Annotated in this window: 1 protein-coding gene; it reads right to left on the reverse strand. The window is 70.4% G+C overall.

Going from position 1 to position 17126, the window contains the following annotated elements; translation table 11 throughout:
* Nucleotides 1-115 precede the first annotated feature (115 nt).
* The gene (locus ACPCUW_RS02010; RefSeq protein WP_423423495.1) at nt 116-17077 is read right to left on the reverse strand and encodes an amino acid adenylation domain-containing protein; all 16962 of its coding nucleotides are present in this window, start codon (nt 17075-17077) and stop codon (nt 116-118) included.
* Nucleotides 17078-17126 lie beyond the last annotated feature (49 nt).

Here is a 17126-nt window from a genome sequence, read left to right on the forward strand (position 1 = left end):
AGCTCTTCCGTGGGGCGCCCGGCGAGGCGCCACCCCGGACGGTCGAGAACTCGCCCGACCCTACGGCCTATCTAGTCGTCTGACCAGACCGGTCCGTTACGTATGCGCCGCCCCATCATGCCGGAGACGACCCGTCCGGGCGAGGACCGCCCCCGCGCGCCAGTACCTGTGCCAGCACCGGACCGAGTTCGGCCAGCGCCGGCGGCGAGGTCATCTGGTCGTGCGAGACGCCGACCGGATGATCGGCGATCTCGCCCTCGACATAGGGCCGCCAGTTCTGCGCCGCCGTTTCGTGACCGGCCGCGCTGAAATAGTCCAGGCGGCCACGGTATACGTCCGGCCGATGTTCGGCGATCAACTCCGCCGACCGTACCGCGCTGCGGTAGATACGGCGTACCCGGTCCGGCGTCAGCACGGCCATATCCGGCGGGATGGTGGCGTGCAGGGCGGCCACCGCCTCCTCGCTGAGGTCGTGGATGTCGCCGTTGCCGACCAGGGCCTCGGCGCCGATCCCGATCTCCGCCAGCGCTTCTCGGATCGCGGTCCGGAAATCGGCGACGTCGATCTCGGCGTGGCTGTCGAGCATGCTCACCGAGCCGACCCGCTCGCCCGCCGCCTGCAGGGTGGTCGCGACGGCATGGGCCAGCACACCGCCCAGCGACCAGCCGAGCAGGTGGTACGGGCCGTGCGGCTGCACCGCGCGAATCTCGGCGACGTAGCGATCGGCCATCTCCTGCAACGATTCCGGCAGGTAATCGTCCTCCGACAGCGCCGGCGACTGCACACCCAGAATCGGCCGGTCCGCGACATACCGGGTCAGACCCGCGTAGCACCAGGACAATCCGTACATCGGGTGGATGCAGAACAGTGTGTCGCCCTCGCCCTGCGCGCGGATCGGCAGCAGCACACCCAGTGCCGCATCCGATTCCAGGTCGTAGTCGTGCTCGTCGCTCATCGCCGCGACGATGCGCTGCGCGAGTGCGGCGACGGTGGATCCGAGGAAGAACCACTGCACCCGGACCTCGACACCGGTGAGCGCGCGCAAGCGGCTCACCGCACGGGTCGCGACCAAGGAATTGCCGCCCAGATCGAAGAAGTCGTCGTCCAGGCCGACCCGGTCGGCGCCCAGCACCTCGGCGAAGACGGAGGCGATCGCCTCCTCCAGCGATGTCGACGGCGCCCGGTAGGGGCGTCCGGAGAACTGCGGCACCGGTAGCGCCTTGCGATCGAGTTTGCCGCTGGCGTTGAGCGGCAGCGCGTCGAGTACCACCACGGCCGCCGGAATCATATACGCGGGCAACGATTCCCGCGCGTAGGCCAGCAACTCGGCCTCGTCGATCGCGCCCGCGTCGGGCACCACGTAGGCGACCAGGCGGTCACCCGACGAGCTGCGCACCAGCGACACCACGGCGTGGCGCACCGGCGCGAAGCCGGCCAGCACCGCCTCGATCTCCCCGAGCTCGATGCGCTGACCACGCAGCTTGATCTGGAAATCGCTGCGGCCCAGGTATTCCAGTGCCGCGCCGGCGCCGGTTTCGCGCCAGCGCACGATATCGCCGGTGCGGTAGAGCCGCTGCCCGCCCTCGTGGGCGACGAACCGTTCGGCGGTCAGCGCCGGTGCGCCGAGATATCCGCGGGCCAGCTGCACACCGGCCACGTAGAGCTCACCGGGCGAGCCCGGCGGCACCGGCCGCAGCTGCCGGTCCAGCACGTACACCCGGGTGTTGGCGACCGGTGTGCCGATCGGGACCGCGACGCCGTCGCTGTCGCCGGCGGGCCAGGCCGTGACCACGGTGGCCTCGGCCGGGCCGTACCAGTTCACCAGCTCCGTGTCCGCGAGCGTGGCGCGGAATCGCTGCGCGGTCTCCCCCGACAGCGCCTCACCGGCGGCGAACACCCGTCGCAGCGACGGATAACCGCGCGTCACCGCCGCATTCGCGGCCGGGTCCAGGAACGCGTCCAGCATCGAGGGCACGAAGTGCACGGTGCTGACCGAGCGCTGCTCGATCACCTGCGACAGATACGCCGGATCGCGGTGGCCGTCCGGCTCGGCGATCACGATCGCCGCACCGGTCTGCAACGGCCAGAACAACTCCCACGTCGAGATGTCGAAGGTGATCGGCGTCTTGTGCAGGACGACGTCGCCGGTGTCGTGCGGATAGGTCCGCTGCGCCCACCGGAACTGGTTGGTCATCTGCCGGTGCGTGATCACCACGCCCTTCGGCCGGCCGGTCGAGCCGGAGGTGTGGATGACATAGGCCACCGCATCCGGATGGACGTACGGGAATCGCAGCGCCGCAACCGATTCCGGCTCGCCGTCCAATCCGGAGATATCGACGACCGGGACTTCGCTGTCGGTGGCGAAGCCGTCCCGGCCCGTGGTCAGCACGCACACCGGACGGGCGTTGGCCAGCACGAACTCGTTGCGTTCGGCCGGGTGATCCGGGTCGACGGGAACATAACCCGCACCCGTCCGCAGCACCGCGTAGATGCCGACCACCAGGTCGATCGAACGCCGCATGGCCACGGCCACCAGCGAATTCGGTTCCACTCCGCGGCCGAGCAGTTCGGCGGCGAGGGCACGCGACCGCAGATCCAGCTCGCGGTAGCTCAGCGTCACGGCGCCGAAGTGCAGCGCCGGCGCCTGCGGGGTGCGAGCCACCTGCTCGTCGAACAGGCTCAGCAGGGTCGCCTGATCGCGCAGCTGCGGCACCTCGGTGGCGTTGCGGGCCTCCAGTGCGGCGCGCTCGCCGTCCAGCAGCGCGTCGACATCGGCGACCCGAGCCTGCGGCGTATCGGTGAAGCGGCCGATGAGCGCCGCGAGCCGCTGCGACAGCGCCTGCGCCGCCGCTTCGTCGAAGACGTCGCGCAGATACTTCAGGCTGATCCGGAGCTGGTTGTCCAGCACCACGATCACCGTCACCGGATAGTGCGTGCCGTTGACCGCGCCGATGCCGGTGACGTGCATACCGTCGATCGAGCCGACCCGGTCGAGTCCGTCGCGATCGACCGGGAAGGATTCGAACACGACCAGCGAATCGAACAGCCCTTCCACTCCGACGGCCTGCTGGATATCGCTCAGGCCCAGGTAGTGGAAGTCCAGCAGCGCCGCCTGTTCGGCCTGCAACTGGCTCAGCAGTCCGGCCAGCGTGTCGGTGGCGCCCAGACGCACCCGCACCGGAATGGCGTTGAGGAACAATCCGACCATCGTCTCCACACCCGGCAGCGCGGGCGGGCGCCCGGATACCGTGGCGCCGAAGACGACGTCGTCGCGATCGATGCTGCGGCCGATGAGCAGACCCCACGCCGCCTGCACCACGGTGTTGACCGTGACACCGAGCCGGGCGGCGAGCCGGGTCAGCTCGGTGGTGTCGGCGACCGACAGCTCGAAGCCGATTTCGCCCACACCCGCGGAGATCTCCCGGCTCGGGTCGACCGGCGCCAGCGGTGTCGGCTCGGTGATCCCGTCCAGCGCCCGCTGCCATTGCGCCCGCGCGGCGGCCGGATCCTGCGCGATCAGCCAGCGCAGATAGTCACCGTAGGATCCGGCCGGCGGCAGCTGCCGCGACCGCGCGCCCACCGCGTACAGCGTGAGCAGATCCTGCATGAGCAGCGGCGTCGACCAGCCGTCGATGAGGATGTGGTGGCTGGTGACGAGCAGCCGGTAGGCGTCGGCGCCGAGCCGGAACAGGGTGAACCGCAGCAGCGGCGCCCGGTCCATCGCGAACCGCCGGCCGTAGTCGAGTTCACACATCCGGACCGCTTCGGCCTCGGCGGCCTCGGGTGCCAGATCGGTGAGATCGATACTGCGCCATGGGACGTCGACGTGATCGAGCACCACCTGCACCGGATTCCCGGCGGCATCGGCGGCGAAGGCGACCCGTAGGTTGTCGTGCCGGTCCAGCACGGCCTGCGCGGCCGCGCGCAGCCGCCGCTCGTCCACGGCACCGCCCAGATCCAGGGTGAACTGGGTGATGTAGACGTCGGTCGAGGTGTCGGCCAGCAGGGCGTGGAACAGCATGCCCGACTGCAACGGCGTCACCGGCCAGACATCGGCCAGATCCGGGTAGTCCTGCGACAACTTCGCGATATCGGCGGTTTCCAGGCGGACCAGTTCGAAGTCGGACACGGTGAAACCGCCGGCGTCGGCGTGGGTTCCGTGCTCGGCGAGGCCGCCCAGCGCACGCACCCACAGTCCGGCGAACTCCTTCACCTGGTCGACGGTGAAAACGGCTGCCGCGTAGTCGAATCGCGCGAGCAGTCCGTCCTCGGTGGCGTCGACGGTGATGTCGAGCAGCAGGTCGGCCGCGGGCAGGTGCGGATACGGCCGGGCCGGACGCAGATCGCGGTAGCGGAACGCGGTGCGGCCCTGCGGTGCCGCGGCCAGCGCGGACGCGGTGTCGGGGTTGAGATACCGCAGCAGACCGTAGCCGACACCCGAATCGGGCACCCCGCGCCGCAGTTCCTTGATCTGCGCGATGGCGTCGCCCGCGGCGCGGTTACCGAGCAGCGCCTGCTCGACATCGATATCGGTGAGGCCGACCAGCAGCGAATAGGTGGAGGTGAAACCACCGACCGTACCGGCGGATTCGGCGCCGGCGACCGCACGGCCGTCGGCCGCCAGCCGCACCACGGTGCCGATCAGATCACCGGCATCGGCACGGGCGCCCCGCTCCTGCGCCAGCGCGAACGCGGTGAGCAGCACATCCTCGATGGTGGCGTGATAGGCGTGCGCGACCGCGTCGACGGCGGCCGCGCCCTCGGCGGTGATGACCAGCGAGACCCGGCCGCGCGCCGCCAGATCGATGCCCTCGACCGGAGCGTCGGCGGGTGCGGCGGCGAGATGACGCTGCCACCAGTCGAGCTGCGCCACGGTCTCGGCCGCGACGGCACTGGCCGCGAGCGCGCGACCCACGCCCAGCGGACCGGCATCGACGGCCGCGGGCGCGGAATGTCCGCCCGCCCACGACTCCGACAGTTCGTCGACGACGATGCGCCACGAAGTGTCGTCCACCACCAGACCGTTGGCGGCCACGACCAGACTCGTTGCGGCGCCCGCGGATTCCCCCGGGTCGGAGGGCGCGATCAGCGCGAAGGCGATGGTGCGCCCGTCGGCCGGATCGAGCTCCTGTGCCAGCGATCGCACCGCCAGGTCGACGGCGTCGGGGCCCGGCGCGAACTGCCGCAGGATCGCCGGGACGGGAGTTTCCCGAATCACCAGGGCGCCGGCCTCGACATCCAGGCGAGCCGACAGGACGGCATGCCGGTCGAGTACGCCGGTCACCGCCGCACGGATCCGCTCGGGATCGCAGTCGGCCGGAATATCGAGGGCGATCGCCCGGAGTTCGCGACCGGAGGGGTCGAGTTCCAGCGCGCGAATCGCGGCCGGCGGCAACGGCATCGGCCCGGACTGCTCGGCGGCGGCCGGCGCCTCGACGGTGGCCGCGCGGGCCAGCGCCTCGACCGTGCGCGCGGTGAACACGTCGCGCGGGCTGAAGTGTACGCCGCGCGCCCGAGCCCGGGACACGACCTGGATGGAGACGATGCTGTCGCCACCGAGGGCGAAGAAGTCGTCGTCCACGCCGACGCGATCGACGCCCAGTACCTCACCGATCACCTCGGCGACCACCTGTTCGGTGGCGGTCTGCGGTGCGCGGTAGCGCTTGGCCTCCAGGACCGGTTCCGGCAGGGCCTTGCGATCGAGTTTGCCGACCGGGGTCAGCGGAATCTCGTCCAGGACCACGATCGCGGTCGGAACCATGTACTCCGGCAGCCGCGCGGCGAGTTCGGCGGTCAGCGTCTCGGTATCCAGCGGTAGACCGGCGGTCGAACGCACATAGGAGACGAGAATCGTCGTGCCCGTGGCGGTGCGATGCCCCACGGTGACCGCGAAATCGACGCCCGGCTGATCGATCAGCGCACTGTCGATCTCGCCCAGTTCGATGCGCAGGCCGCGGATCTTGACCTGGAAGTCGTTGCGGCCCACATATTCCACCACCGGCTCGCCGCGACGCCAGCGCACCACGTCACCGGTGCGGTAGAGCCGCTGCCCGGGCGGGCCGTACGGATCGGCGACGAACCGGGCGGCGGTGAGGCCGGGCCGGTCGTGGTAGCCGCGGGCCAGCTGGATGCCGCCCAGATACAGTTCGCCGGAGACGCCTTCGGGCACCAGCCGCAGCCGCGAGTCGAGGATCAGTGCCCGCATGCCGCGGATCGGCCCGCCGATGGTCACCACGTCACCGGGCGAGAGCGGATCGCTGATGTTGGTCATGATCGTGGTCTCGGTGGGCCCGTACCCGTTGTGGAACCGGCGGCCCGAACCATCCGGCGCGCCACCCCATTTCGCGACCAGATCGGCCGGCACGGCCTCACCACCGGCGACGATGACCTGCATCGAGGCCAGCGCATCCGAATCCAGCGAGGCCAGGACCGACGGAGTGAGGAAGGCGTGCGTGACCCGCTGACCGCGGATCACCTCGGCCAGTTCCTCACCGCCGAAGGTGCGCGGCGGCACGATCACCAGCGCCCCGCACGCGCCGATGGCCAGCAGCAACTCCAGCATCGAGGCGTCGAAGGACGGCGAGGCGAACGCCAGCGCCCGCGAATCGCGATTCAGCCGGTAACGCTCCCGCTGTTCGGCGCTGAAGTTCGCCAGACCCGCATGAGTGACCACGACGCCCTTGGGCAGACCGGTGGAACCCGAGGTGTAGATGAGGTAGGCGGTGTTGTCCGGGCGCAGCGGGACCAGGCGTTCGGCATCGGAAACCGGTGCGCCGGACAGGGAATCGACCTCGTAGGCGAAGTTGGGATCGTCGAGCACGATCCAGCCGCCGGCGGTATCCGGCAGGTCCGCGACCTCGGCCCGCACGGTGACTCCGAGGTCGGCGCGGCAGTCGGCGACCATGTGCGCGATGCGGTCGTACGGATAGGTCGGGTCGATCGGCACGAACGCCGCACCCGACTTGGCGACCGACCACAGCGCCACCACACCCTCGAGCGAGCGCGGAATGGCCACCGCCACATGCTTGTCCGGCCCGGCACCCAGTTCGATGAGCCGGCGGGCCAGTTTGGTCGAGGCCAGATCCAGCTGGGCATAGGTGAACGCGCGCCCGCCCACGACGACCGCGGGACCGTCCGGATTCGCCGCGACCGCGGCCGCCATCAGATCCGGCAGCGTGGCGGGCGCCACCGCGGGCAGTCCGGTGCGAGCGGCGAGATCCTCGGTTTCGGATCCGACCAGGATGTCGAGATCGCCGACCGCGATATCGGCGTCGCGCGCGACCGCGGCGAGGATCCGGCCCAGCCGCCGGCCGAAGTCGACGACCGTGTCCCGGTCGAAAAGATCGGTGGCATAGGTGAACTCGCCGAAGATGCCGGCTTCGCCGCCGGATCCGGTGCGCTGTTCGCGCAGCGTCAGCAGCAGATCGAATTTCGCGGTGTCGGCGGCCGGATCCAGGGCGGTGAAGCTCAGGCCCGGCAGTTCGAAACTGGTTCCGGCCAGATTCTCGAACGACAGCGCCACCTGGAACAGCGGATGCCGGGCGGTGGAGCGCTCCGGGTCCAGCGCCTCGACCAGCCGCTCGAACGGCACGTCGGCGTGGGCGAAGGCGCGCAGATCGGTTTCCCGGTTGTCGGCCAGCAGTTCGGCGAAACTGCGGCCCGGCGCCACCCGGCTGCGCAGTACCAGTGTGTTGACGAACATGCCGATCAGATCGTCGAGTTCGGCCTCACCGCGGCCCGCGATCGGCGCACCGATGGCGATGTCCTCGGTACCCGACATGCGGGCCAGGAAGACCGCCAGGGCGGTGTGCACCACCATGAACACCGTGGAATTGTGCCGCTGCGCCAGTGCGGTGAGGCCGGCGTGCACCTGCGAATCGACGGCGAAGTCGACCTTGGCGCCGGCGAAGCTCTGCACCGCGGGCCGCGGCCGGTCCGCGGGCAACCGCAGCTCGTCCGGCAGATCGGCCAGTTCCTGTGTCCAGTAAGACAATTGGGCACTGACCAGGGAGTCCGGATCGTCCTCGGCACCCAGTGCGGCGCGCTGCCACAGCGCGTAATCGGCGTACTGGATCGGCAGCGGCGCCCACGAGGGCGCCTGTCCGGCGGCCCGGGCCACGTAGGCGGTCATCAGATCCCGGGTCAGCGGGCCCATCGACCAGCCGTCGGCCGCGATGTGGTGGGCGACGAAGACGAGGACGAACTCGCTCGCCGAGAGCTGGAACAACCGGATCCGGAACGGGATCTCGGTGGTCACGTCGAATCCGCTCGCGACCTGACGCCCCACCTCGTGGGCCACCCGCTCCTCACCGATCTGCACCGGCTCCAGGTCGATGCTCACCGCGCCCGGCGCCAGCACCTGCTGCACCGCGCCGCCGGACTCGGATTCCGGATAGATGGTCCGCAGCACCTCGTGCCGGGCCACCAGATCCGCGACGGCCTGCCCCAGCGCGGCCACGTCCAGCGCACCGGACAGCCGGATGGCGACCGGGATGTTGTACACCGTTGCGGCGGTGTCGAATTGGTTGAGGAACCACATCCGCTGCTGGGCGTAGGACAGCGGAACGGCGTCCGGACGCGGACCGGCGACCAGCGGCAGCCGCGGCCGTTCGGTTCCGGTGCGCTCCACCCGGGCGGCCAGTGCACCCACGGTCGCCGCCTCGAACAGCGCGCGCACCGGCACGCGTACCTCGAGCGCGGCGCCGATCCGCGCGGCCACCTGAGTGGCCAGCAGCGAGTTACCGCCGAGGGCGAAGAAGTCGTCGTCCAGGCCGACCCGGTCGATCCCCAGCACCTCGGCGAAGGTGCCGGCCACGATCTCCTCCACCGGAGTCGAGGGCGCACGGAAGGCGGTGGTCTCGAATTCCGGCTCCGGCAGGGCCTTGCGGTCGAGTTTGCCGTTCACGGTGAGCGGCAGCGCGTCGAGGACCACGAAGGCCGCGGGCACCATGTAGTTCGGCAGCGCCGAGGCGAGTGCCGACTTCACCTGTGCCACATCGAGTTCCCGGTCCGCGGAGACCAGATACGCGACGAGCCGATCGCCGGTGCGCGGGTCGGACTTCGCCACTACGACCGCCTGGGCGAGCTGCGGCAGACGCAGCAGCGCCGCCTCGATCTCCCCCAGTTCGATGCGGAAACCGCGCACCTTGACCTGGAAGTCGGTGCGGCCGCGATATTCCAGCTCACCGTTCGCCGTCCAGGCCACCAGGTCGCCGGTGCGGTACATGCGCGAACCGCTGCCGAACGGGTCGGCCACGAAGCGATCCGCGGTCAGATCCGCCCGCCCGAAGTAGCCGCGCGCCAGCTGCGCACCGGCCAGATAGAGCTCACCGGAGACGCCCACCGGCACCGGGTGCAGGCGCGAATCCAGCACGTAGACACTGCTGTTCCACTCGGGTGCGCCGATCGGCACCGACAGTTCGTCGGCCGCGCCGACGCGGTGCGCGGTGATCGAGACCGCGGCCTCGGTCGGACCGTACAGGTTGTAGAGCTCGACCTCGGGATGGGCGGCGGCGAACCGCTGCGCCAGCGCCGCGGGCAGCGCCTCACCGATGGCGAGAACTCGCCGCAGCGGGCTCGTCGCCTCGGGTGCGGTATTCGTCCGGGCCTCGGTGAGCAGGGCGTCCAGCATCGACGGCACCACATGCAGCGTGGTGACGCCGGTGCGCCGGATCAGATCGTTCAGGTAGGCCGGATCGCGATGTCCGTCGGGCGCGGCGATCACCAGCCGTCCGCCCGACACCGCCGCGGACCAGAACTCCCAGACCGACAGGTCGAAGGTCGCGGCGGTCTTCAGTAGTACCGCGTCGTCGGCGCGGAGATCGAATTCGGCCGTCTTCCACACCAATTGGTTGACGATCGCGCCGTGCGGCACCGCGACGCCCTTGGGGCGGCCGGTCGAACCGGAGGTGAAGATCACGTAGGCCGTGTGCTGCGGCAGCAGTGGTGCGATCCGGTCCGCGTCGGTGACCGGCCGCGCCGACAGGCCCGACAGATCCAGCTCGTCGAGGCGCACCACGTCCTCGCGCGCCGCGGACCGGCCGGAATCGGCCAGCGCGGGCATGGACTGCGAGCGACCGCGCCAATCCCGGGTCGCCGCGGCGGCTGCCGAGGGTGCGGTACGTCCGGGCAGGTTCGGAACATCCGAGGAGGTCAGCACGCACACCGGGTCGGCGGAATCGAGGATGTAGCCGACGCGTTCGGCGGGCTGATCCGGATCGAGCGGCACGTACGCGCCACCGGCCACCGAGACGGCGTACATCGCGACCACCAGATCGACGCCGCGCCGCAGGGCCAGCGCGACCCGAGATTCGGGGCCGACGCCGAGCGAGATCAGATGCCGGGCCAAGCGGTGGACGCGCTCGCCGAGTTCGCCGTAGGTGAGCTCGGCGGGCGTACCGCCGAACTGCTCGTCGGCATCGGCCGTCAGGGCCACCCCGTTCGGCCGTGCGGCGATCGTCGCCGCCAGCAGTTCCGGCAGCGTCGCGGCAGCGACCGGATGCGACGCGCCGGTCGCGGCACGCTCCAGCGCGGCCCGCTCGGCCGAGGTCAGGATGTCGAGATCGCCTACCGCAGTGGCGGCCTCGGCGACCACCCCGGCGAGCAGCAGCGACAGCCGCTCGACGATCGATTCGGCGGTCGCGGCGTCGAACAGATCCGTGGCGTAGGTGAGGAAACCACCGATGCCGTCCGGATTTCCGTCCGCGTCGTACGCGTCGGCCACGATCAGATGCAGGTCGAACTGGGAGACGTCCAGATCGGCGTCCACACCGGCGACGCTCAATCCGGGCAGTTCCAGTTCGGTGCGCGCCAGGTTCTGGAACGACAGGCCCACCTGGAACAGCGGGTGGTGCGCGGTGGAACGCGGCGGGTTCAGCACCTCGACCAGCCGCTCGAACGGAATGTCGGCGTGGGCGAAGGCCTGCAGATCGGTTTCGCGCTGGCGGGCCAGCAGCTCGGTGAACGGCTCGCCGCGCTCGACACGGGTGCGGAAGACGACGGTGTTGACGAACATGCCGATCAGATCGTCGAGTTCGGCCTCACCGCGACCGGCGACCGGGCTGCCGACGGCGATGTCGTCGCCGCCCGACAGCCGGGCCAGCAGCAGCGCGAACGCCGAATGCACGACCATGAACAGCGTGGCGCCGTGGGCGCGGGCCAGCTCGACCAGGCCCGCGTGCACCTCGGGCGCGATCCGCACGTCCACGCGCGCACCGGCCAGCGTCGCCACCGGCGGACGTGGGCGATCGGTGGGCAGCTCGAGCACGTCCGGCAGGCCGGCCAGCTCGCGCTGCCAGTACGAAATCTGCTGGGCGGCAATGGAATCCGATTGCGACTCGGAGCCCAGGACGGCACGCTGCCACAGCGCGTAATCGGCGTACTGCACGCGCAGCGGCGCCCAGTCCGGCGCGGCGCCGCAGGTGCGGGCGGCGTAGGCGGTCATCACGTCGCGCACCAGCGGGCCCATCGAGGACGCGTCGGCGGCGATATGGTGCACCACCACGGCGAGCACGTATTCGCGTCGCGAACCGGGGGCGAGGTCGGAGATCTCCAGTAGCCGCACCCGCAGCGGAACCTCGGAGGTGACATCGAAAGGCGTTGCGGCCAGGGCATATACCGCATCGGCGACCGCGGCGGCGGCGGTGCGTTCCGGCCGCAGGCCCAGCCGGGTGTCGGCCGGCAGGATCACCTGGACGGGACCCTCTGGAGTCTCGGGGTAGACCGTGCGCAACACCTCGTGCCGCGCGACCACATCGTCGAGGGCCGCGCCCAGCGCCTCCACGTCCAGGCTGCCGGTCAGCCGCAGCGCGAAGGGCAGGTTGTAGGCGGCCGAACCGGAATGCACCGCCTCCTCGGCGGTTTCGGCCTGGTCGAAGCGGTTGAGGAACCACATGCGCTGCTGCGCGAGCGAGAGCGGCAGCTGTTCCGGACGCTCGATCGAGCCCAGTTCCACGCCGCGCCGGATGTGGGTCTGCGAATCGAGGGTGGCGGCCAGTCCGGCCACCGTGGGCGTCTCGAACAGCGACCGCACCGGCACGCGGCCGCCGACCGCCGCACCGAGCCGGGCCACCACCTGCGTGGCGATCAGCGAATTGCCGCCGAGGGCGAAGAAGTCGTCGTCGGCGCCGACCCGTTCCAGGCCGAGCACGGAGCCGAAGACCTCGGCGACGATCTCCTCCACCGGAGTACTCGGCGCCCGGAATTCGCGGCTGCTGAAAGTGGGTTCGGGCAGCGCCTTGCGGTCGAGTTTGCCACTCGGATTGAGCGGGAAGGCGTCGAGAACCACGACGACCGCCGGGACCATATAGGCCGGAAGCGAATCCTTCACGCCGTTGCGCAGGCGCTCGGGATCGAGGGTGGTGCGCGGCTGGGCGACGACATAGGCGACCAGCTGATCGCCCAGTGCCGAGCCCATCACCAGCGCGACCGCCTGGCTCACGCCCGGCAGCGCCAGCAGCGCGGTCTCGATCTCGCCCAGCTCGATGCGCTGGCCGCGGAACTTCACCTGGAAGTCGGTGCGGCCGATGTAGTCGAGCCGGGCGGGCCGGGTCTCGTCGGCGTCGCGCCACAGCACCAGATCGCCGGTGCGGTACATCCGCTCGCCGTGGCCGAACGGGTTGGCCACGAACCGGTCCGCGGTCAGGTCGGGGCGGCGCACATAGCCGCGGGCCAGCTGGTCACCCGCGAGATACAGCTCACCGGGCACGCCCACCGGCACCGGACGCAGGCGGCCGTCGAGCACGTAGACGCGAGTGTTCCACTGCGGCAGGCCGATCGGCACGGTCGGCCGGTCGTCCTCACCGACCGGCCAATACGTGACCGACACCGCGGCCTCGGTGGGCCCGTACAGGTTGTGGATGCGCGCATCGCACACCGCGTGCACGGCATCGGCGGTCTCCGGCGGCAGCGCCTCGCCGATCACGAAGATGTCCTGCAGGCTCGGGCAGCTGCCCGCCGCGATGTGCGCGGCGAAGACGGTGAGCATCGACGGGACGAAGTCGGTGACCGTAACCCCGTGCGCGGCAATGGTTTCCGCGACGTACAGCGGATCGCGATGGCCGTCGTGGGTGGCCACGACCAGCTCGGCACCCGCCCGCAGCGGCATGAAATAGCCCCACAGCGAGACGTCGAAGGTGGTCGCCGTCTTCTGCAGATAGACGTCGCCGCTGCCCAGCGGGTAGGCGGCCAGCATCCACTCGATCTGGTTGTTGATCGCGGCATGCGAGACCGCGACGCCCTTGGGCCGGCCGGTGGAGCCGGAGGTGAAGATGACGTAGGCCGGATGGTCCGGCCGCACCGGCGCGAGCAGTTCGCCGGGCCGGATCGGGCTCGGATCGAAGCCGCCGAGATCCATGGTGTCCAGCCGCAGCACCGGAATCCGCGCGGGCACCGCGACGGTATCGGCGACGGTGGTCACGACGCAGACGGGTTGTGCGGTATCGAGGATGTGCGCGATGCGGTCCGCCGGATGATCGGGGTCCAGCGGCACGTACGCACCACCGGCCGCCACGATCGCGTACATGCCGACCACCAGATCCAGCGATCGGCGGATCGCCAGGCCGACCAGGGCATCCGGGCCGACACCGCGCGAAATCAGCAGGCGCGCCAGCTGATTGACCTGCGCGTCGAATTCGGCGTAGGTCAGCTGCGCACCCTCGTAGGTGACCGCCACCGCATCCGGGTTGCGCAGCGCCGTGCGCCGGTAGCCGTCGAGCAGCAGCTCCGGTTCGACCCGGTGGGCGGTGTCGTTCCAGTCCTGCAGGATGCGCAGGCGCTCGGCCGGATCGAGCAGCTCGATATCGCCCACGGCAGCCGCCGGATCGGCGACGATGCCCTCCAGCACCCGCACCAGCCGGTCGGCGTAGGTGGCCACGGTCGGCTCGTCGAACAGATCCAGCGCGTAGGTGAACATGGCCGATACGCCGGCCGGGGCACCCGCGTCCGTTCGCGGTACGGCGGTGAGCTGCAGATCGAATTTCGCCACCGCGCCGTCGAATTCGACCGTTTCGGCGACCAGTCCGGGCAGCCGCAGCTGCGGCTTCTGCATGTTCTGGAAGAACAGCGCGGCCTGGAACAGCGGATGATGCGCCTGCGACCGCACCGGGTCGAGCACCTCGACCAGGCGCTCGAACGGCAGTTCGGCGTGCGAGAAGGCGCCCAGATCGGTGTCCTTCACCGCCGCCAGCAGTTGCTCGACCGTCGTCGCGGCGTCGATGCGGGTGCGCAGCACCAGGGTGTTGACGAACATGCCGACCAGCGCGTCGAGTTCGGCCTCACCGCGCCCGGCCACCGGGGTGCCGATGGTGATGTCGTCGGTGCCGCTGGAGCGGGCCAGCAGGATCGCGAACGCCGCATGCACCACCATGAACAGCGAGGTGCTGGTGCGCTGGGCGAGTTCCTCGAGCCGGGCGTGCAGCTCGGGCGCGATGTCGAAGGTGTATTCCGCGCCGCGCCCCGAGGCGATCTGCGGGCGCGGCCGATCCGCGGGCAGATCCAGCCGGTCCGGGATGCCGGCCAGGGTGGTGCGCCAGTAGTCGATCTGCTGGGCCGCAAGGGAGTCGGGATCGTGTTCGTCGCCGAGCAGCGCCCGCTGCCACAGCGCGTAGTCGGCGTACTGCACCGGCAGCGGCTGCCAGCTCGGCCGGGCGCGGTTGCGCCGGGCGAGGAAGGCGGCCAGCAGATCGCGCATGAACGGCGCCACCGAGGCGCCGTCGGCGGCGATGTGGTGGACCACGACCGCCACGACATGATCGTCGGGCGCCAGTTCGGCCACCGCGATGCGCAGCGGCACCTCGGCGGCCACATCGAATCCGGCGAGCAGATAGCCGGCCAGCCACTGCGGCAGTTCGTCCTCGGCCACCGGCTTCGGCGCCAGATCCGGAACCGATTGCGACGCGGGCAGAATCACCTGGTGTCCGGCGCCGTCCGCGGACGGGTAGACGGTGCGCAGGGTTTCGTGGCGCTCGACGACGTCGGCGACGGCCGCCTGCAACGCCTCCACGTTCAGCGCGCCGGTGAGCCGGATCGCGAACGGAATGTTGTTGGCCGCAGATTCCGGATCGAACTGGTTGAGGAACCACATCCGCTGCTGGGCCAGCGAGAGCGGAATGCGTTCCGGACGCGGCATCGGCGCCAGCGCCAGGCGCCCGCCCGCACCCTTCAGCGGTTCCAGCCGCTGTGCCAATTCGGCGACCGTGGCCGCCTCGAACAGCAGCCGGGCCGGTACCCGCGCCGAGATCTGGGCGCCGAGGCGGCCCGCGACCTGAGTGGCGATCAGCGAGTTTCCGCCTAGTTCGAAGAAGTCGTCGTCGGCGCCGACCGGTCCGGGCGGGTCGAGCAGATCGGTGAAGACGGCCGCCACCATCTCCTCGAGCGCACCCGAGGGCGCGCGGAATTCGCGGGCGGCCAGGACGGGTTCCGGCAGCGCCGCGCGGTCCAGTTTGCCGACCGGGGTCAGCGGAATCGCGTCCAGGACCATGATCGTCGTCGGCACCATGTGGGCCGGAAGACTGTGTCCCGCATGCTCGCTCAGCTCGTCGGTGTCGACCTTCGCACCTTCGGCGGCGTGCACGTACGAGACGAGAATCGTGGCGCCGCTGTGCAGGGTGTGGCCGACGGTGACGGCGAAGTCGACCGAATCGTGGGCGGCCAGTACCGCGTCGATCTCGCCGAGCTCGATCCGGAAGCCACGGATCTTGACCTGGAAGTCGTTGCGGCCCAGATACTCCAGTTCACCGGCGGCGGTCCAGCGCACCAGGTCACCGGTGCGGTACAACCGCGAACCGTTGGCGTCGAAGGGATTGGCGACGAAGCGCGCCGCGGTCAGGCCGGGGCGCAGGTGGTAGCCGCGCGCCAATTGCGCCCCGGTGATGTACAACTCGCCGACCGCGCCGCGCGGCACCCGCGCCAACTGTTCGTCGAGCACGTATTCGGTGATGTTGCGCACCGGCGCCCCGATGGTGACCGTCTCCCCCGGCACCAGCGGTGCGCTGATGTTGGTCATGATCGTGGTCTCGGTCGGGCCGTACCCGTTGTAGAACTCGCGGGTGCCGCCCTCGATCGCGATCGCCCAGCGCCGCACCAGTTCCGGCGGGCAGGCCTCCCCACCGGCGACCACGACGCGCAGGTCGTCCAGTCCGGCCGGATCCACCGAAGCCAGGGCCGCGGGCGTGACGAAGGCGTGGGTGACGCGTTCGCGCCGTAGCAGATTCGCCAGCTCGTCGCCGCCGAGTACCGACGGCGAGGCCACCACCATGGCCGCCGCACCGCCGATGGCCAGCAGCAGTTCCAGCACCGAGGCGTCGAACGAGGGCGATGCGAAATGCAGGGTGCGCGAGTCGTTTCCGACCCGGTACCGCTCGCGCTGTTCGTCACAGAAACTCGACAGCCCGGCCTGGGTGACCACGACACCCTTCGGCTTGCCGGTCGAGCCGGACGTGTAGATCACGTAGGCCGGATGTTCGGCCCGCAACGGCCGCAACCGATCGGCATAGGTGACCGGGTCACCGGAGAACTCCTCGAGCCGCGCGGCGAAATCAGCGGTGTCGACGGTCAGCCACTCCACCGAATCGGGCAGGTCCTCCCGCACCGGCGACACCGTGAGACCCAGTTTCGCACCGGAGTCGGAGACCATGTGCGCGACGCGATCGGCCGGATAGTTCGGATCCACCGGCACGAATCCGGCGCCGGTCTTGGCCACCGCCCACACCGCGACCACCGATTCCACCGACCGGGGAATACCGACGGCGACCAGATCCTCCGGGCCGATGCCGCGAGCGATGAGCAGCCGGGCCAGCCGGGTCGAACGCTCGTCGAGCTCGGCGTAGCCGAGTTCGGCCAGCGTGGTGGTGGCATCGGCGAACACCAGGGCCGTACCGGTCGGATCCGCCTCGACCGCGGTGGCCATGAGCTGGGGCAGGGTGGTGACGCGTGGCCGGCGAGTGCGTGTCGGCCGGACCCGAGCGGGGCGCGTCATGCCGTCACTTCCAGCGCGTACTGTCCGCTGACCACCCGTACCACCTATCTCATCCTGCCTGTCGTCGCCGCATGCGCCTGCACGCAGGCCACCCTTGTCCATCGATTCCGGCCGCGGCGGGCGTTACTTTCCCGCGATCGTGCCACCGGTT

Source organism: Nocardia sp. AB354 (assembly GCF_049538315.1).
GTDB lineage: Bacteria > Actinomycetota > Actinomycetes > Mycobacteriales > Mycobacteriaceae > Nocardia > Nocardia nova.